This is a genomic window from Dyella marensis, from assembly GCF_049532885.1.
Lineage (GTDB): Bacteria > Pseudomonadota > Gammaproteobacteria > Xanthomonadales > Rhodanobacteraceae > Dyella_D > Dyella_D marensis.
The window spans coordinates 4,880,963-4,898,616 of record NZ_CP064029.1 but is presented as its reverse complement, the minus strand read 5'-3'; the positions used below and the strand labels follow the sequence as shown (position 1 = coordinate 4,898,616).

The window sequence follows — 17,654 nt, the reverse complement described above, 5'->3', positions numbered from 1 at the left end:
GGAACGAGATGCGCATGTCCCCGATCGCCAGCCGCCCGTGGCTGCCGTTGTGCGCGCTGGCGCTGGCCGTGGTCGCCGGTTGCGGCAAGGCGCCGGGGCAGAACGCCGCGGCGCACGCCGCGCCGGTCCAGGCCGGCCACGCCGAGAAACTCGCCGACGGCGTGATCGTCCATCTGGACCATTCCGCACAGCAGGTGCGCCTGCAGGCGGTGGACGAGCGCATCGTGCACGTCACCGCCGTGCCCGACGGCAAGTTCGATCTGCCGGCCAGCCTGATGGCGGTGAAGACCGGCGGGGATACGCATTTCACCGTGGACGAAAGCGCCGATGCGGTGACGCTGAAGACCGCGCGCCTTTCGGCCCAGGTGTCATTGCACGATGGCGCCGTCCGCTTCCTGGATGCCAGCGGCAAGCCACTGCTGGCGGAACGGGCCGACGGACGCTCGTTCCAGCCGGAAACGATCGAAGGCAAGCCGTACTACGCCGTGCGCCAGCGCTTCGATTCGCCCGCCGACGAGGCCTTCTACGGCCTGGGCCAGCACCAGAACCGCCAGATGAACTACAAGGGCGAGGACGTGGAGCTGGCGCAGCACAATATGGACGTGGGCATTCCGTTCGTGGTGTCCTCGCGCAACTACGGCCTGCTGTGGGACAACAACTCGATCACCCGCTTCGGCGATGCGCGCGAATACCAGCCGCTCAGCCGGTCGCTGAAGCTCTACGACGCCGAAGGCAAAGCCGGCGGCCTCACCGCCAGCTACTACGACGCGGGCGGCACGCTGAAGCTCAAGCGTGTCGAGCAGCAGCCGGATTACCAGTACATCAAGGATCTCGCCCGGTGGCCCTCCGGATCGCCGGCCAGGACCACCGGCAAGGTGGTGTGGGAAGGCAGCATCGAGCCTTCCGTTTCCGGCGTGCACAAGCTGCGGCTGTATGCCAGCAGCTACGCCAAGGTCTGGCTGGACGGCAAGCTGGTCTATGACGACTGGCGGCAGAACTGGAACCCCTGGTACCACAACCTGCGCCTGCCGATGGACGCGGGCAGCCGGCACCAGCTGCGCATCGAATGGTTGCCGAACGAGGGCTATCTCACCCTGCTGCATCTCGATCCGCTGCCCGGCGACGAGCAGAACGAGCTGTCGCTGTTCTCCGAAGCCGGCCATGCGGTGGACTATTACTTCGTGGCGGGCGACAACCTCGACCAGGTGATCGCCGGCTACCGCCAGATCACCGGCAAGGCCACCATGCTGCCGCGCTGGGCCTACGGTTTCTGGCAGAGCCGCGAGCGCTACAAGACGCAAGCGGAGATCCTCGATACCGCCAAGCGCTACCGCGAACTGGGCCTGCCGCTGGACAATGTGGTGGAAGACTGGAGCTACTGGCCGGAGGACGCCTGGGGTTCGCACGATTTCGACACCGCGCGCTTCCCGGATGCGAAGGGCCTGGTCGACCAGCTGCATGCCATGCATGTGCAGCTGATGATTTCGGTGTGGCCGAAGTTCTATCCGGCGACGAAGAACTACCAGGAACTCGACGCCAAGGGCTTTATCTACCGCCGCAACGTGGAAAAGGGCGAGGTCGACTGGATCGGCAAGGGCTATCTCAATGCCTTCTACGATCCGTACGCCGAAGAGGCGCGGCGCATCTACTGGCGGCAAATCCAGCAGAAGCTCGGCGCGATCGGCATCGATGCGTGGTGGCTGGATGCATCGGAGCCGGATACGCATTCCAATCTGGATATCGCCGAGCGCAAGCTGCGCATGGGGCCGACGGCGCTGGGTCCGGGCGCGGCGTTCTTCAACTCGTATCCGCTGCTGCATTCCACCGGCGTGTACGACGGCTGGCGGCGCGACCATGGCGATCGCCGCGCCTTCATCCTCACCCGCTCCTCCTTCGCCGGCCAGCAGCGCAATGCGGCAGCGACGTGGAGCGGCGACGTGGCCTCGCGCTGGAGCAATCTGCACGATCAGATTTCCGCGGGCGTCAATTTTTCGCTGGCCGGCATCCCGAACTGGACGACCGATATCGGCGGCTTCGCGCTGGAGCCGCGTTACGAGAAGCCCGGCGCGGCGGATCTGGACGAATGGCGCGAGCTCAACCTGCGCTGGTTCCAGTTCGGCGCGTTCAGCCCGCTGTTCCGCTCGCATGGGCAGTTTCCGTACCGCGAGATCTATAACCTCGCTTCGCCCGGTTCGCCGATGTACGAGGCCTTGGCCTATTACGACCGCCTGCGTTATCGCCTGATGCCGTATGTCTACACCTTGGCCGGCGATACGTATTGGAAGGACGGCACCATCATGCGCGGGCTGGTGATGGATTTCCCGGGCGATGCGAAGGTGCGCGGCATCGACGACGAGTACCTGTTCGGTCCCGCCTTCCTGGTGGCGCCGGTGACCGAGTACAAAGCCACCTCGCGCGAGGTCTATCTGCCTGCCGGCACGGGCTGGTACGAGTTCCATACCGGCAAGTACCACGAGGGCGGCGCAACCCTGCAGGCCGACGCGCCGCTGGCGCGGATGCCGCTGTTCGTGCGCGCCGGGGCGATCGTGCCGACGGGGCCGGAGATCCAGTACACGGGCGAGCAGCCGGATGCGCCGGTGACCCTGCTGGTCTATGCCGGTGCGGATGGCCGGTTCTCGCTGTACGAGGACGAGGGGACCACGTACGGCTACGAGCAGGGGCGCTACTCGCGTATTCCGCTCAGCTATGACGACAAGGCGAAGACGCTGACGATCGGCAAGCGCGAGGGGGACGGCAGCGGGGCGCCGGCGAAACGGCAGTTCGTGGTTCGGGTGATTCGTGGGGATAAGGCGAATGCGGATGGGGTCGATGCGTCGGGTGACGTCAAAGTCGATTACGACGGATCCGCGCAGACCTTGAAGCTATAACGCCACCTGCCCCTCTCCCCTCCGGGGAGAGGGTTGGGGTGAGGGCCGGGCGGAGGGTCGCGAAAGACGCGTAGGTTGGGGTGAGCCGCTATGCCCGCGCAGCCCCCAAAAACTGCCTCGGCGTGCAATTAAACTCTCGCCGAAACACCGCATACATGTACTGCAGCGAGGTAAACCCGCAGCGTACGGCCACGTCCGCCAGCGGAATCGAGTTGTCCACCAGCATCGACCGCGCCATCTCCAGCTTGTGCTCCAGGATCGCCTGGTGCACCGTCTGCTTCAGCTCGCGCTTGAAATGCTCTTCCAGCAAGGTGCGCGAAATCCCGACGTAATCCGCCACCTGCTCGGTCTTGATGCCGAGGCAGGCGTACTGCCGGATGTAATGCTTCGCCCGCATCACATACGGACTGCGCAAAGGCTCGTGCTGGCTGCTGGCCTGCACGCTCAGGCCCACCGGCGGCACCAGCACGCGCGTGCTGGAGCAGTCGCCGCCGTGCAGCATCTGGTGCAGCACCTGCGCCGCCATGCGGCCCATTTCTTCCGCGCCCTGGATCACCGAGGTCAGCGGAATGCGGCTGAGCAGCTGCGCCATCGGGTCGTTGTCGATGCCCACCACGGCGATCTGTTCCGGAATCGGCACATCCGCCACCACGCAGGCCTGCAGCAGCTGGCGGGCGCGGGCGTCGGTCACCGCCACCACGCCGATCGGCTTGGGCAGCGAACGCACCCAGGCCACCATGTCTTCCTGCGAACGGCCCCAGCCGCCCGCGCTGGTGGGCGAACCGCGGTAGACGCTGCCCTCCAGGCCGTCGGCGGCGATCATGCGCAGGAAGGCGTCCTCGCGCTCCTGCGCCCAGCGGTTGCCGGGCGACGGCGGCAGGCCGTAGAAGGCGAAGCGCTGCAGGCCCTGCTCGATCAGATGGTCGTAGGCCACGCGCACCAGCTTGGCGTTGTCGGTGGCCACGTAGGGAATATTGGCCGGATAGCGGCTGTCGTCGGCATAGGAGCCGCCGATGGCCACCACCGGAATGCTCAGGTGCGCCAGCGCTTCTTCCACCGTGGGGTCGTCGAAGTCGGCGATGATGCCGTCGCCGCGCCAGTGCTGGATGCCCAGCGTGCGGCAGCGGAAATCCTCTTCCAGGAACAGATCCCACACCACGCGGGTGGATTTCAGGTATTGGCCGATGCCGGCGATCACCTGCCGGTCGTAGACCTTGTTGGCATTGAACAGCAGGGCGATGCGATGGGGCGACATGGGCGTACCAGTGACAGTAACCGACGGCACCTGCCGTGGATCCGGGACGCTACCAGTTCGCTCCTGCGCCCGCATGTCGCAACGCGACAGGGAAAATGAATGCCAGGGTGATGGATTTCGCAATTGCGCCTGGCTGACGCCGATTGCAGCATCCGGAGCATCCGCAGCCGACCCTGAATCCCCCGGGCGGCTCGCATGGGAGGTTTTCGATGAGTTACTTCGAGCACGTGGCGCCGATTCGTTACGCCGGCGCTAAGACGGACGATCCGCTCGCGTTCCGCCATTACGATCCGTCGCGCATCATCCTGGGCAAGCGCATGGACGAGCACCTGCGCCTGGCCGTGTGCTACTGGCACAGCTTCGTGTGGCCGGGCATGGACATGTTCGGCGCCGGCACCTTCCAGCGGCCGTGGCAGCAGGCCGGCGACCTGATGGCGCAGGCGCATGCCAAGGCGGACGCGGCCTTCGATTTCTTCCAGCGCCTGGGCGCGCCGTTCTATACCTTCCACGACACCGACGTGGCGCCGGAAGGCGCCAGCCTGGCCGAGTACGCGCGCAATTTCGCCAGCATGGTCGACGTGCTGGAAGCCAAGCAGGCGCAGACCGGCGTGAAGCTGCTGTGGGGCACCGCCAACCTGTTCAGCCATCCGCGCTATGCCGCGGGCGCGGCCAGCAGCCCGCAGCCGGAAGTGTTCGCCTACGCCGCCAGCCAGGTGTTCCACGCGATGGGCGCGACGCATCGCCTGGGCGGCGCCAACTACGTGCTGTGGGGCGGCCGCGAAGGCTACGACACCCTGCTCAACACCGACCTGCGCCGCGAGCGCGCGCAGCTGGGGCGTTTCTTCCAGATGGTGGTGGAGCACAAGCACAAGCTCGGCTTCCAGGGCACCATCCTGATCGAACCCAAGCCGCAGGAACCGACCAAGCACCAGTACGACTACGACACCGCCACCGTCTACGGCTTCCTCAAGGAGTTCGGGCTGGAGCAGGAGGTCAAGGTCAACCTGGAAGCCAACCACGCCACGCTGGCCGGGCATTCCTTCCACCACGAAGTGGCCACGGCGATTTCGCTCGGCGTGTTCGGCAGCATCGACGCCAACCGCGGCGACGCGCAGAACGGCTGGGACACCGACCAGTTCCCCAACAGCGTGGAAGAACTGACCCTGGTGATGTACGAGATCCTGCGCGCCGGCGGCTTCAGCACCGGTGGCTTCAATTTCGATACCAAGGTGCGCCGCCAGAGCGTGGACGCGGCCGACCTGTTCCACGGCCATGTCGGCGCGATCGACGCGCTGGCCCTGGCGCTGGAGCGCGCGGCGAAGATGATCGAGGACGACCGCCTGGCCGCCTTCAAGGCGCAGCGCTACGCCGGCTGGGACGGTGAGCTGGGCCGGCGGATCCTGGACGGCGGCTACACCTTGCAGGGCCTGGCGGACGAAGCGGCGAAGCACGATTTCCGTCCCGCCCACGTCTCCGGCCAGCAGGAATGGCTGGAGAACCTGGTCAACCGCTACATCTACGGTTGAACCCGATGTTCCTCGGGCTGGACCTGGGTACCTCCGCGGTCAAGGCCGTGCTGGTCGACGCGGCCGGCGCGGTGCGCGCCACGGCCTCGCAGCCGCTCACCGTCGCGCATCCGCAGCCGCGCTGGTCCGAGCAGGACCCGGCGGACTGGTGGCGCGCTTCCGTGGCCGCCATCGACGAACTGCTGCAGGCCGCCGCGCGCGACGGGATCCCCGCCAGCCGCGTCGCCGCCATCGGCCTCAGCGGCCAGATGCACGGCGCCACCCTGCTGGACCGCAGCGACCGCGTGCTGCGCCCCGCCATCCTGTGGAACGACGGCCGCAGCGATGCGCAATGCCGCTGGATGGAAACGCTGCCGGACTTCCACGCCATCACCGGCAACCTGGCCATGCCCGGCTTCACCGCGCCCAAGCTGGCCTGGCTGCGCGAGCACGAGCCGGCCGCGTTCGACGCGGTGGCGAAGGTGCTGTTGCCGAAGGACTACCTGCGGCTGTGCCTCACCGGCGAATACGCCACCGATGCCTCCGACGCCGCCGGCACCTTGTGGCTGGACGTGGGCAGGCGCCAGTGGAGCGCGCCGATGCTGGCCGCCTGCGGCCTCACCCGCGAGCACATGCCGCGCGTGCACGAAGGCAGCGAACCGGCCGGCCGCCTGCGCCTGGAACTGGCCCGGCGCTGGGGCATGGAGCGCGTGCCGGTGGCGGCCGGCGGCGGCGACAACGCGGCTGGCGCGGTGGGCGCGGGGATCGTGCGGCATGGCCAGGCGATGCTGTCGCTGGGCACATCCGGCGTGTACTTCGCCGTGTCCGACGGCTTCCTGGCGCGGCCCGAGCAGGCCGTGCACAGCTTCTGCCACGCCCTGCCGTACACCTGGCACCTGATGTCGGTGATGCTCAACGCCGCCAGCTGCCTGGACTACACCGCGCGCCTCACCGGCCACGCCGAGGTCGGCGCGATGCTGGCCGAAGCGCAGGCCACGCCGTGGCGCGACGACGGCCCCGTGTTCCTGCCGTATCTCAGCGGCGAGCGCACGCCGCACAACGACGTGCATGCCACCGGCTCGTTCACCGGCCTGCGCACCGACACCACGCGCGCGGACCTGGCCAATGCCACGCTCGAAGGCGTGGGCCTGGGGCTGCTCGACGGTATCGAAGCGGTCGACGCCGCCGGCCTGCGCGCCGACCGCGTGGCGGTGATCGGCGGCGGCACGCGCAGCGCCTACTGGCTGCAGATGCTGGCCGACATCGCCGGCCGTCCGCTGGAACTGCGCGCCGGCGGCGACGTCGGCGCCGCGCTAGGTGCGGCGCGCCTGGCGCATCTGGCCGCCGAACCGGGCGCGCGCATCGAGGAAGTGTGCGCCATGCCACCGCTCGTCGCGGTGCACCTGCCCGACGCCGGCCGACATGCCTACTATCGCGAACGCCGGCAGCCGCTGTTCCGCCGCACCTACGCGCAGCTGCGCGCGGCGGCGGCAACGTGAGCGGCCCGGCTATCCATTCGAGGGAGAATTCCATGAAGCGTCTGTTCGTGCGGGCCATGCTGGCCCTGGTCTCGGTCGCCCTGGCCGCCGCCGTGCTCACCGCCTGCAGCGGCAAGGCTTCGGACCAGCCGAAGATCGGCTTTTCCATCGACGACCTGCGCCTGGAGCGCTGGACGCGCGACCGCGACTACTTCGTGGCCGCGGCCGAGAAGCTCGGCGCCAAGGTCTACGTGCAGTCCGCCGACGGCAACGAGCAGCGCCAGGTGCAGCAGCTGGAGAACCTGATCTCGCGCGGCGTGGACGTGCTGGTGATCGTGCCGATGAACTCCAAGGTGCTGGACAACGTGATCGCCGACGCCAAGCGCAACGGCATCAAGGTGATCGCTTACGACCGCCTGATCCTCGGCGCCGACGTCGACGCCTACGTCTCCTTCGACAACGAGAAAGTCGGCGAACTGCAGGCGCAGGGCGTGCTCGACGCCAGCCCTAAGGGCAACTACTTCCTGCTCGGTGGCTCGCCGACCGACAACAACTCCAAGATCCTGCGCGAGGGCCAGCTGAAGGTGCTGCAGCCGGCCATCGACCGCGGCGATGTCAAGGTCGTCGGCCAGCAGTGGACGCCGGAGTGGGATGCGTCCAAGGCGTTGCGCATCATCGAAGACGCGCTTACCGCCAACCACAACGACATCCAGGGCATCGTCGCCTCCGCCGATTCCATCGCCGGCGGCGCGATCCAGGCGCTGGCCGCGCAGCAGCTGGCCGGCAAGGTCGCCGTGTCCGGCCAGGATGCGGACCTCGCCGCCGTGCGCCGCGTGATCGACGGCACCCAGACGATGACCGTCTACAAGCCGTTGAAGAGCATCGCCGGCACCGCGGCGGAGCTGGCGATGAAGCTGGCCAAGGGCGAGCAGCCCGCGTACACCAGCAAAATCAACAACGGCAAGAAGGACGTGGATGCCGTGCTGCTGCAGCCGATCCTGCTGACCCGCGACAAGGTGGACGACACCGTGATCAAGGACGGCTTCTACACCCACGACCAGATCTACGGCGCGAAGTAAGCGCGATGGCCGCGGAGTCCTGCCTGTTCGAGATGCGCGGCATCGCCAAGTCCTTCGGCGGGGTCAAGGCACTGGACGGCATCGATCTGGCCTTGCGCGCGGGCGAATGCCTGGGGCTGTGCGGCGAGAACGGCGCCGGCAAGTCCACCCTGATGAAGGTGCTGTCCGGCGTCTATCCGCACGGCAGCTGGGACGGCGAGATCCGGTGGCAGGGCCAGCCGCTGCGCGCGCGTTCGGTGCGCGACAGCGAGCGCGCCGGCATCGTGATCATCCACCAGGAGCTGATGCTGGTGCCGCAGCTGTCGGTGGCCGAGAACATCTTCCTCGGCCACGAGCTCACCCGCCCCGGCGGCCGCATGGACTACGACGCCATGTATGCCAGGGCCGATGCGCTTTTGCGGGAGCTGGGCCTGCACGACGTCAACGTGGCGCTGCCGGCCATGCACTACGGCGGCGGCCACCAGCAGCTGTTCGAGATCGCCAAGGCGCTGGCCAAGCAGGCCAAGCTGCTGATCCTGGACGAGCCCACCTCGTCGCTGACCTCCAGCGAGACCGAGGTGCTGCTGCGCATCGTCGAGGACCTCAAGCGCCGCGGCGTGGCCTGCATCTATATTTCGCACAAGCTCGACGAGGTGGAACGCGTGTGCGACACCGTCTGCGTGATCCGCGACGGCCGCCACATTGCCACGCAGCCGATGCACGAGCTCAGCGTCGACACGCTGATCGCGCTGATGGTGGGCCGCAAGCTGGAGAATCTGTATCCGCGCGTGGAGCACGCCATCGGCGAAGTAATTTTCGAGGCGCGCCACGCGACCTGCCTGGACCCGGTCAATCCGCAGCGCAAGCGCGTGGACGACGTGTCGTTCCAGCTGCGCCGCGGCGAGATTCTCGGCATCGCCGGCCTGGTCGGTGCGGGCCGCACGGAGCTCGTGAGCGCCATCTTCGGCGCGTACGCGGGCAAGAGCTCGGTCGAGCTGTTTCTCGAAGGCCGCCCGCTGAAGATCCGCTCGCCGGCCGATGCCATCCGCGCCGGTCTCGGCATGGTGCCGGAGGACCGCAAGCGCCACGGCATCGTGCCGCTGCTGGGCGTTGGCGACAACATCACGCTGGCCACGCTGGAGCACTACGCGCACGCCGGCCATATCGACCGCCAGCGCGAACTGCATACGGTCGAAGCGCAGATCGCGCAGCGCCGCGTCAAGACCGCCAGCCCGGCCCTGCCCATCGCACGGCTTTCCGGCGGCAACCAGCAGAAGGCCGTGCTGGCCAAGATGCTGCTGGCGCGGCCGAAAGTGCTGATCCTGGACGAACCCACGCGCGGCGTGGACGTGGGCGCCAAGGCCGAGATCTACCGGCTGATTTTCGAACTGGCCGCGCAGGGCGTGGCCATCCTCCTGGTTTCCTCGGAAATGCCGGAAGTGCTCGGTATGGCCGACCGCGTGCTGGTAATGGGCGAAGGCCGCCTGCGCGGCGATTTCCCCAACCAGGGCCTGACCCAGGAACAGGTGTTGGCCGCGGCGATCGACCCCGATGCGTCCGCGCGCGCGGCCTGACTCAAAGACACGGAATCCGCATGCAAGCCCAGTCCATCCAGCAACTGTTCGCGCGCTACAAGATCATGGCCCTGCTGCTGGCGGTGGCGGCGATCTGGATCTTCTTCCACGTGGCCACCGGCGGCGACTTCATCACCGCGCGCAATGTGTCCAACCTGTTCCGGCAGATGGCGATCACCGGCATGCTCGCCTGCGGCATGGTGTTCGTGATCATCGCCGGCGAAATCGACCTTTCAGTGGGTTCCTTGCTGGGATTGCTCGGCGGCGTGGTGGCGGTGCTGACGGTCAACCAGGGCTGGTCCACGCCGGCGGCGATCGTGGCGGTGCTGCTGCTGGGCCTGCTGATCGGCCTGTTCAACGGTTTCTGGGTGACGCATCTGCGCGTGCCCTCGTTCATCGTCGGCCTGGGCGGCATGCTGGCCTTCCGCGGCGTGCTGCTGGGCACGACGCATAGCGCGACCATCGCGCCGGTGCCGGCCGACCTGGTCTATCTCGGCCAGGGCTATGTGTCGCCGCTGCTGTCCAGCGTGCTGGGCGTGGCGATCTTCGCGGTGGCGGCGGTGCTTGCGCTGCTGCGCCGGCGCCGCCGCGCGCAGCTGCAGATTCGCCAGCTGCCGTGGTGGGCGGACGTGCTGAAAGTGCTGGCGATCGGCATCGCGCTGGCGGTGTTCGTGGCCACCCTCAACAGCTACGGCGGCATTCCGCTGCCGGTGCTGATCCTGGTGGCGTTGCTGGCGCTGTTCTCCTACCTCGGTGCGCAGACCGTGCTGGGCCGGCATATCTATGCGGTGGGCGGCAACCTGGAAGCCACGCGGCTGTCCGGCGTGAACGTGGCGCGGGTGAAGCTGGTGGTGTTCGGCGTCATGGGCGTGATGTGCGCGTTCGCCGGCATCGTCAATACCGCGCGGCTGGCGGCAGGCTCGCCGTCGGCGGGCACCAATGGCGAGCTCGACGCGATCGCGGCCTGTTTTATCGGCGGTGCCTCGATGCGCGGCGGCGCCGGTACCGTGCATGGCGCGCTGATCGGCGCGCTGGTGATGGCCAGCCTCGACAACGGCATGTCGATGATGGATGCGGAAACGTATTGGCAGTACATCGTGAAGGGCGCCATCCTGGTGCTCGCCGTATGGGTGGACGTGCTGTCCCGCCCGCAGCGCGACTGAAGGCCGGCCGGTTTTCCGCGCTGCCCCCTTTCCACGGAAGGCAGAAGCGAGAGGAAAACCAACCGTTTGTTTTCTTGGCCGCGCTATGGATATCCCCACTTCCACATCAAGTCATTCGCCCGGTTGATCAAGGCCTTGCGATAAGCCTCGATGATCATCCGCGCATCGATGCTGAGTCCGGAATCCCATCCGCGATCCATCGCTTCGAGCAGCGCGTGCGCCACCGCCGCGTCGTATTCGATCTTGGTCGGATCGAAATCCTCTGGCCAGGGCCGGTAATTCCCTTCGACGCAACGCATCGGTGCTTTCAAGCGCATCGCACAGTCCTCCGCCGGGTGTGGAGACCGGCGATTACAGCAAGCGCGAACAGGGCTTTGTAGTAGCCAAACGGCCGAGACGCTTTACTCGCCGTCCGGCGCATCCGCCACGTGCGCGGCCCATAACTTGCGTCCGAATTCGCGCAAGGGCCTGGGCGCTTCCAGGAAGGCTGTATCAAAAACGTAACTGCCGCCCTGGCCGCCGGCATCCCTGGTTTCGCCGCGCATCGCGTACTTCTGCGCACCCTGGTAGGCGATCACCTTCATCGTGTCCGAAGAAATATCGCCGCGGCACATCAGGCGATACGCCATCCACATTTCCGCCGTGCCGTTGCCATCGAGGTCGGTGACCTGCAGCGCCGCGCCGCGGAAAAAAGTGGCCTGGTGGTCGACGCCGCAGTCGTGCACGTAGTCGTGCAGACTCCAGCGCAACTGCGCCTTGCCGCCGGCGAGGGTGTAGCGCACGGCGTAGAGGTCGTCGTTGTAGCCGTATTCGCTGTTGTCGTCGCTATGCGTACTGACCACGACGAGGTTGTCGCCCTCGGCGTCGGCCCAGCGGAGGGCTTGCTTGAAGTTGCCTTTGAAGGTGATGCCGGTGGGCAGCTGTGCAGCGGTGATGGGCTGGGCGATGGGGCTGGCCTGCGTGGAGAAGATGAAAGCGGACAGCAGGAGTGTGGCGAATCGCTTCATGGGTTTCATCCTTGAATGGTGGAATATCCCGCTTGGCATTGTCTTTCAAAGGCAGCTTGGATGCGCTGCCAGACGTGTCTCCTTAGACGAGTCTTAGGAGATAACTCGCTTCCTTGCAGTAAATAATCGGATTCTTCGTTAAAGCAGATTCCTCTGATGGTCGAGAGCACGATGCATTTCTACGATGGGCCGCAACTCACATCAGAGAAGTGCCCATGCAGCGGTTGCGCAAGTCCGCTCTCGAACATGTCACGCGCCGTTGCGCTCTGATGTTGATCTGGCTGATCGCGGCGTCCTCGGCACACGCACAGTCCGCACCGCATTCAGGCGTGCGCTCAGGAAAGAGCATGCCGATCGAACTGGTGGCTACGGAAGCGAAGCGGCAGATGGAGGTGCGGTTATCCCGCCGGCTCCATGAGGTGGCCAATCAGCGCATATGGTTCGATGAACGGCCAGGTCCGATCCGTGTGGACGTGCGGTTCGACGATGGAGGAAGGGTGCTGATCGACTTGGGTCCAGGCCTTGGCAAGCTATCGAACACGCCGGATATGGAGGACCTGGAGAGCTTGCTGATCAACACTTTCGATCTGGAGCTGGCCGACCAGGTCACCCACCATGGAATCAGCTTTCTGTTCGATGGCAAGGACATGTATTTCTACCATCCGGAGGAGCGGCCTCCGCCGCCAAGGCAAAGGGCGGGGATGCGTAGCTGGCCACGGGTGGTGCTGGGAAAGACGGGCACAGCGAATCTACGCGGTGCCCGTGTCCCGCCTTGCGGTCAGAGATCGGAGAAATGCGGATCCAGCGGCCGCACCTCGCACTCCACTTCCCACTGGTCGCCGTGCGCCTGCAGAAAGCGCTCGATCCAGCCAGCGGCTTCTTCCGTGCTTGCGGCCTTGAGCATGAAATAGCCGCCGATCACTTCCTTGGTCTCGGTGAACGGGCCGTCTGTGGATTTGATGCGGCCCTTCGACAGGCGTAGCCGCTTGCCTTCCCTGGTCGGCGCCAGGCCGGCAGTGTCGATCAGCACGCCGGCCTCTTTCATTTCCTCGATCAGCTTGCCCATCTCGGTCATCAGGCGCTCGTCGGGGGCTTGGCCGGAGTTTTCGTTGATGCGGATGAGGGTAAGGAAGCGCATGGATTTCTCTCCTGGGTGAGTTGGAATAGTGGCGGCGCAACCTGTCGAGGGTGCGTTCCATCCAGGCGACGAACGAAGGGCGGAGGAATCGACATGCGTAAGACTCTGAATCTGAGCGCAAAGCCTTGTCGGGCACCGGTGAGCCGGGGCAATGTGACGGCAAGAGGGGCCAAGGCAGGCCAAGGGGAAGCAGGTGATCCCATCTTTCAATCATTCCGGCGTTCTTCCACCCTTTGTGGGGGAGGCACACCGCACAGACGGCAGGTCGCCTTATGTGACTGATCTCGCCACCATCAGTCGTCAGTTCGTGACGAGCGATGAGAGGCAGACGATATTCGAAGGACTGCTCCGGTATCGTTCGGCTTTGCGCATCGTGGGACTCGTCACGGGGTTCCAATGGATCGATGGAAGTTTTGTGGAGGCCGCCGAGCTCACCCGTCTGCGGCCACCGGAGGACGTTGACGTCGTCACTTTCTGTTGGCGACCAAAGGAGATGGACATCGATGCGTGGGTCGCTCTGGTCAACGAGCGCACGGATCTCTTCGATCCGGAGGAAAGCAAGCGCATCTACAAGTGCGATGCGTATTTTGTGGATCTCGGCGTAGCTCCAAACTGGCTGGTGATGCAAACAGCGTATTGGTCAGGGCTCTTTTCGCATCAGCGAGAAACATTCCTGTGGAAAGGCCTGCTTCAGATCGACTTGGGAGAGGATCTGTCGGTCGAAACGGCGGAGGCGGGCCATGATTAAGCAGCCGAGGCTTCAAGGCTTGCGCGCCGATCTTGGCGCGGCCCGCTCCATGCTGGCCGGCGCGGAAAAAGCTGGCGACCCGGTTGGAATGTTGCAGTTCCAGAAGAAGAACGATGCCTTGGAGCAGGAGCTCGCGGAGCTGGCAGGGACCACGGATAAGCTGGCGAAAGTTGCAGTCTTCTTTGGTGGCCGGCCTGTCATCGGTTCACGCGGCGTAGATGCAGAATTCGCCAGCAAGGCCATGGACAGCTTCCAGAAGCTCGTATCGCGTCAGTTCGCGCGTATGGAAGCCGGCGATCTTGGCTCGCGAGGTCCCGTTTCGGTGCAAGGCGAGGCGCGACTGATGATTACCGATGTGGCGCGAGGTTCTGTGGGTTTTGTGCTTGAGGAAGCGCCGGAGCAAAGTCAGATGGTTGAGACTGAGCTGGCGGTCGCCATAGAGCAGGTCTCGGACGCCATCTCCAGGCTGGGAGGGGACGGAGACGAATGGACCGATACGATCGAGCAGCTCGATGATCGCGTGGTCGCTTGTCTTAAAGAGTTCTTCTCTGTGCTGGATGAAGGCGGGGCGACCTTCAGGATCGTGGAAGGCAGTCGAGACCGGGAGGTATCGCGCGCTGAAATAAGCAGGGCGCGATCCCGGGCCGATCTGACGCGCATAGCCCAGGAGCAGACGGGGTGGATCGAAGGTCAGATCGTTGGCTTTACCAGCAAGTCATTCGAATTCGCCCCAGTGGCGGGTGAAAAATTGACAGGAAGGATGGACCCGGGGCCTGCGCGCCTGCTCGAAAAGGCCGGCATGGAGCATGAGCTCGACAAACTGCTCTTTACGCCGATACGAGCCAAGTTTCAGGTAAGAACGGTTGCAAATGGCTCGTTGATTCGTCGTTACCACACGTTGATCGCGATCGATGATCGCAGCAGGAGCGATTGAGCTTTGCTGACTTTCCCGGGTTGCTTGGGTGGAGTTCGCGCTATCAGGCCAAACCCCAGAGGTGCATGGCTTCTGCCGCAATGACCTCCGGATACTCCTCCTGAAAGAACAACTTCCCCTCCGCCACCCGCCGTATCCCACGCGAGCGCGGAAACACCCGATCCAGATACTCCGCATCCCCCATCGCAAAAATATCGTCGCTCGCCCCCCACACCATCCGCACCGGCACCTGGCTGCGCTGGAGCTTCGCCTCGATCCCCGCCAGCGGATTCGGCTCCAGCGCCAGGTGAAACGCGTGGTACTGCTTTCGCCGCAGCGGCGTGCTTACCAGCGGCGTCACGTAGTAGTCGATCGTTGCGTCCGCGAAGCGGCTCGGGTCGTGGAATACGCTGGCGCCGAAGGTGGAGCGGGCGAGCGCGCGGTCCGTCAGCCATTCGGCGGTGGCGTCGGCGAGCGTGCCCTTGCGCGCCATGTCGATGGCGGGTTGCACCTTCGCCGGCGGGCTGTCGATTTCCACGTCGCCGTTGGTGAGCAGCAGGGTGCGCACGTGCTCGGGGTAGCGGACGAGGAACAGCTGGGCGATGGCGGTCCCGCAGTCGCTGGCGACGATGTCGACACCGCGGATGGAGAGCTTGTCCAGCAGCGCGGCGAGCATGGCTACCTGATCCGCGGCGCCCAGCGCCTGGTTTTCGTGGACTTCCGAATAACCCAGGCCCATCAGATCCGGTGCGATGCAGCGGCGGTGCGCGGCGAGGCGGTCGATCGCGCCGCGCCACTGATAGCTGTTGAGCGGGGCGCCGTGCAGGAACAGGGCGGCCTTGCCGCGGCCGCGGTCGGCGTAGGCGATCCGGCCGAACGGCAGTTCGGCGTAGCGGCGCATGGCGCGGAAGGCCGCGGCATCGGTGCGGCTTTCTCCCGGCAGGCCGCGGGCCTGCGCCGGAGCGATCCACCCGGCCGTCGCGCCGGCGGCCAGGGTGGCGAGGCTGTACTGCAGGAACTGGCGGCGCTGCATGGTCGGACTCCGTTCGGGGACGGCCGCCATGCTGGCGCCTGCGCTGGAGCCGCACCGGCACGAACGGCCGGCGCCGGGCACGGATGGATGATTTCCGGCACATGCCGGTCGGCCCGGATCGTCGAACGATGGAGGGCATGACCGGCCGCCCCGACTGCTATCCCGCCCCTGCCGCCGCCGCGGGGCCGTTGCCGCTGCTGGATGTGCTCACTTCGCCGGTGCCGTCGGGCCGTTTCGACTCGCCGGTCGATCATCGCCACGTGCTGTGCCTGCACCTGGGCGTACCGGTGCCGGTGTCGTACCGCGCCGGCCGCGTGGAACGCGAAGGCACCCGCCTGCACGGCCAGTTCTGCGTCGTCCCCGCCGGTTCCAGCACACGCTGGACGCTGGCCGCGCCGGCCACCTCGCTGCTGCTGCGCTTGTCACCCCAATTGCTGCGGGAAACGGCCGAGGCGATGGGCACCGGCGCCTATGACGCAGCCCTCGCGCCTTCCATCCACGTCCGCGACCCCCAGGTCGAACGCATCGGCTGGATGATGCAGGCGGAGGAACGCGACGCGCATCCGGGCGGCCGGCTGTTCGCCGACAGCCTCGCCTCCGCGCTGGCCGCGCGCCTGCTGGTGCTGCAGACGCGCCGGGAAGCCCCGGCACAGACACGGGCCCTGCCCGCCTGGCGCCTGCGCCGCGTCGTCGAATACATCGAGGCCCGCCTCGACGAAGACCTCACCCTGCCCGAACTAGCCGCCGTGGCCGGCTACAGCCTGTCCCACTTCAAGCCGCTGTTCCGCCAGGCCACCGGGTTGCCGGCGCACCGTTTCGTGATGGAGCGGCGCGTCGAGCGCGCGCGGCTGCGCTTGATGGAGGGCCGGCTGAGCCTCACGGCGATCGCGGCCGAAGCAGGCTTTGCGCATGCGGGCCACATGACGCGCTGCGTGCGGCGGGTGCTGGGGGTGAACCCTTCGCAGATCGTGCCTGGCAAGCGTTGAATTATCCGAATTTGCCCGTGGCATGAAGCGGTTCACATCCTCGCGTTACCGTTAACCGCATTTACACCCGGCTCCCGCACAAAGCGGCTAAAGTCCCGCCGCTACTGTGATTTCGCAGGAAGCCGACCGTGATGCGAAGGAGACGTCAGATGTACAAGATCACCGGGGCAGGACTCGCCCTGTCCGTGCTGCTGCTGGGCCAGACCGCGTGTGCCGCCCCCGCGACGGACCTCAACGCCATCGTCAAGGCGGTCATGGAAGACCAGTACGGCAAGCAGTACGACGCCAAGCACGCCTGCTGGACCTTTACCCACACCACCGAGCAGGGCGACGACCTCACCTATTGCATGCAGCCGGGCAAGCCCGAGCTGGTGGACACGGCCAAGGGCAAGCAGCTGTTCGTCTACGCCGCCAATGCGTACGACATCCACGACGACAACCGCTACAGCTACGGCCAGACCGATCCCGGCCTGCTGGGCGCGTTCCAGGTCAGCATCGACGCCAAGGGCGAGTGGACCTTCGTGGCCATGGACAGCGCCATGGAATTCGGCAGCAACGGCTACTGCGGCTGCAACAAGGCCGGCTTCGTCAAGCTGAGCCACCAGGGCGACTACGGCTGGCTGTTCGTCAGCGGCAGCGCCATCCAGGGCAAGGTGGTGGCGGACTACAGCATCGTCATGTCGCGCCAGGGCGGCTTCGTCGACGTCAGCCGCATCCCGCAGACCAAGGCCAGCGCGCAGGACGTGACCTACGAGCTGAAGGTCGCCGAGCGCGCCGGCCCGGGCCTGTTCCCGCTGACCGTGACCAAGACCCGGGCGAAGGCCAAGGTCGAGGACATCACGGTGAATTTCGACCCGAAGAAATACGCGTACCAGCTGCCCGCGGGCAAGTAATCCGCCCGGGCGCCC

General features: G+C 66.2%; 15 protein-coding genes. 10 read left to right on the top strand and 5 right to left on the bottom strand.

Annotated features, from left to right (window positions below):
- Positions 1 to 14 precede the first annotated feature (14 nt).
- Positions 15 to 2,888 carry a TIM-barrel domain-containing protein gene (locus ISN75_RS21580; RefSeq protein WP_343818210.1) on the top strand — a complete coding sequence of 958 codons (2,874 nt, stop codon included), beginning with the start codon at positions 15 to 17 and terminating at the stop codon, positions 2,886 to 2,888.
- A gap of 88 nt (positions 2,889 to 2,976) precedes the next feature.
- On the opposite strand, the gene ISN75_RS21575 is transcribed toward ISN75_RS21580, so the two are convergent.
- The gene (locus tag ISN75_RS21575; RefSeq protein ID WP_167253009.1) at positions 2,977 to 4,143 is read right to left on the bottom strand and encodes a XylR family transcriptional regulator; all 1,167 of its coding nucleotides are present in this window, start codon (positions 4,141 to 4,143) and stop codon (positions 2,977 to 2,979) included.
- A gap of 209 nt (positions 4,144 to 4,352) precedes the next feature.
- Here ISN75_RS21575 and xylA point away from each other — a divergent pair, with 209 nt between their 5' ends.
- The 5 genes from xylA to ISN75_RS21550 are packed head-to-tail and all read left to right on the top strand — an operon-like array spanning position 4,353 to position 10,921.
- Positions 4,353 to 5,669 (top strand): xylose isomerase, encoded by a 1,317-nt coding sequence (gene xylA / locus ISN75_RS21570; RefSeq protein WP_167253010.1) that lies wholly within the window; start codon positions 4,353 to 4,355, stop codon positions 5,667 to 5,669.
- A gap of 5 nt (positions 5,670 to 5,674) precedes the next feature.
- The gene (xylB, locus tag ISN75_RS21565) at positions 5,675 to 7,147 is read left to right on the top strand and encodes a xylulokinase (protein ID WP_343818207.1); all 1,473 of its coding nucleotides are present in this window, start codon (positions 5,675 to 5,677) and stop codon (positions 7,145 to 7,147) included.
- A gap of 32 nt (positions 7,148 to 7,179) precedes the next feature.
- Complete coding sequence (gene xylF, locus ISN75_RS21560) at positions 7,180 to 8,205, top strand: D-xylose ABC transporter substrate-binding protein (RefSeq protein WP_167253012.1); 1,026 nt, start codon at positions 7,180 to 7,182, stop codon at positions 8,203 to 8,205.
- 5 nt (positions 8,206 to 8,210) lie between these two features.
- Entirely contained in the window at positions 8,211 to 9,758 is a 1,548-nt protein-coding gene (locus ISN75_RS21555; RefSeq protein WP_167253013.1) for a D-xylose ABC transporter ATP-binding protein, read from the top strand.
- Positions 9,759 to 9,778: 20 nt separating this feature from the next.
- A complete protein-coding gene (locus ISN75_RS21550) occupies positions 9,779 to 10,921 on the top strand; it encodes a sugar ABC transporter permease (protein ID WP_343818204.1) in 1,143 nt (380 codons plus the stop codon).
- 83 nt (positions 10,922 to 11,004) lie between these two features.
- On the opposite strand, the gene ISN75_RS21545 is transcribed toward ISN75_RS21550, so the two are convergent.
- The 3 genes from ISN75_RS21545 to ISN75_RS21535 form a co-directional block, all read right to left on the bottom strand.
- The gene (locus ISN75_RS21545; protein ID WP_167253015.1) at positions 11,005 to 11,238 is read right to left on the bottom strand and encodes a hypothetical protein; all 234 of its coding nucleotides are present in this window, start codon (positions 11,236 to 11,238) and stop codon (positions 11,005 to 11,007) included.
- Between the two features lie 84 nt (positions 11,239 to 11,322).
- Positions 11,323 to 11,928 carry a M949_RS01915 family surface polysaccharide biosynthesis protein gene (locus ISN75_RS21540; protein WP_343818202.1) on the bottom strand — a complete coding sequence of 202 codons (606 nt, stop codon included), beginning with the start codon at positions 11,926 to 11,928 and terminating at the stop codon, positions 11,323 to 11,325.
- A gap of 778 nt (positions 11,929 to 12,706) precedes the next feature.
- Entirely contained in the window at positions 12,707 to 13,066 is a 360-nt protein-coding gene (locus tag ISN75_RS21535; protein ID WP_343818200.1) for a YciI family protein, read from the bottom strand.
- Between the two features lie 193 nt (positions 13,067 to 13,259).
- Between ISN75_RS21535 and ISN75_RS21530 the strand changes: the two genes are divergently transcribed.
- Together ISN75_RS21530 and ISN75_RS21525 are read left to right on the top strand one after the other, a co-directional pair.
- A complete protein-coding gene (locus ISN75_RS21530; protein ID WP_423385106.1) occupies positions 13,260 to 13,814 on the top strand; it encodes a DUF6932 family protein in 555 nt (184 codons plus the stop codon).
- Complete coding sequence (locus ISN75_RS21525; RefSeq protein WP_343818197.1) at positions 13,807 to 14,748, top strand: hypothetical protein; 942 nt, start codon at positions 13,807 to 13,809, stop codon at positions 14,746 to 14,748. The genes ISN75_RS21530 and ISN75_RS21525 overlap by 8 nt, the downstream gene beginning before the upstream one ends.
- A gap of 43 nt (positions 14,749 to 14,791) precedes the next feature.
- Here ISN75_RS21525 and ISN75_RS21520 read toward each other — a convergent pair whose 3' ends face one another.
- Complete coding sequence (locus ISN75_RS21520; RefSeq protein WP_343818195.1) at positions 14,792 to 15,760, bottom strand: alpha/beta fold hydrolase; 969 nt, start codon at positions 15,758 to 15,760, stop codon at positions 14,792 to 14,794.
- Between the two features lie 137 nt (positions 15,761 to 15,897).
- On the opposite strand from ISN75_RS21520, the gene ISN75_RS21515 reads away from it, so the two are divergent.
- Both ISN75_RS21515 and ISN75_RS21510 read left to right on the top strand, forming a co-directional pair.
- The gene (locus tag ISN75_RS21515) at positions 15,898 to 16,746 is read left to right on the top strand and encodes an AraC family transcriptional regulator (protein WP_343818193.1); all 849 of its coding nucleotides are present in this window, start codon (positions 15,898 to 15,900) and stop codon (positions 16,744 to 16,746) included.
- 149 nt (positions 16,747 to 16,895) lie between these two features.
- Positions 16,896 to 17,639: a hypothetical protein gene (locus ISN75_RS21510; protein WP_343818191.1), complete on the top strand. Its 744-nt coding sequence runs from the start codon at positions 16,896 to 16,898 to the stop codon at positions 17,637 to 17,639.
- The last annotated feature ends 15 nt before the right edge of the window (positions 17,640 to 17,654 follow it).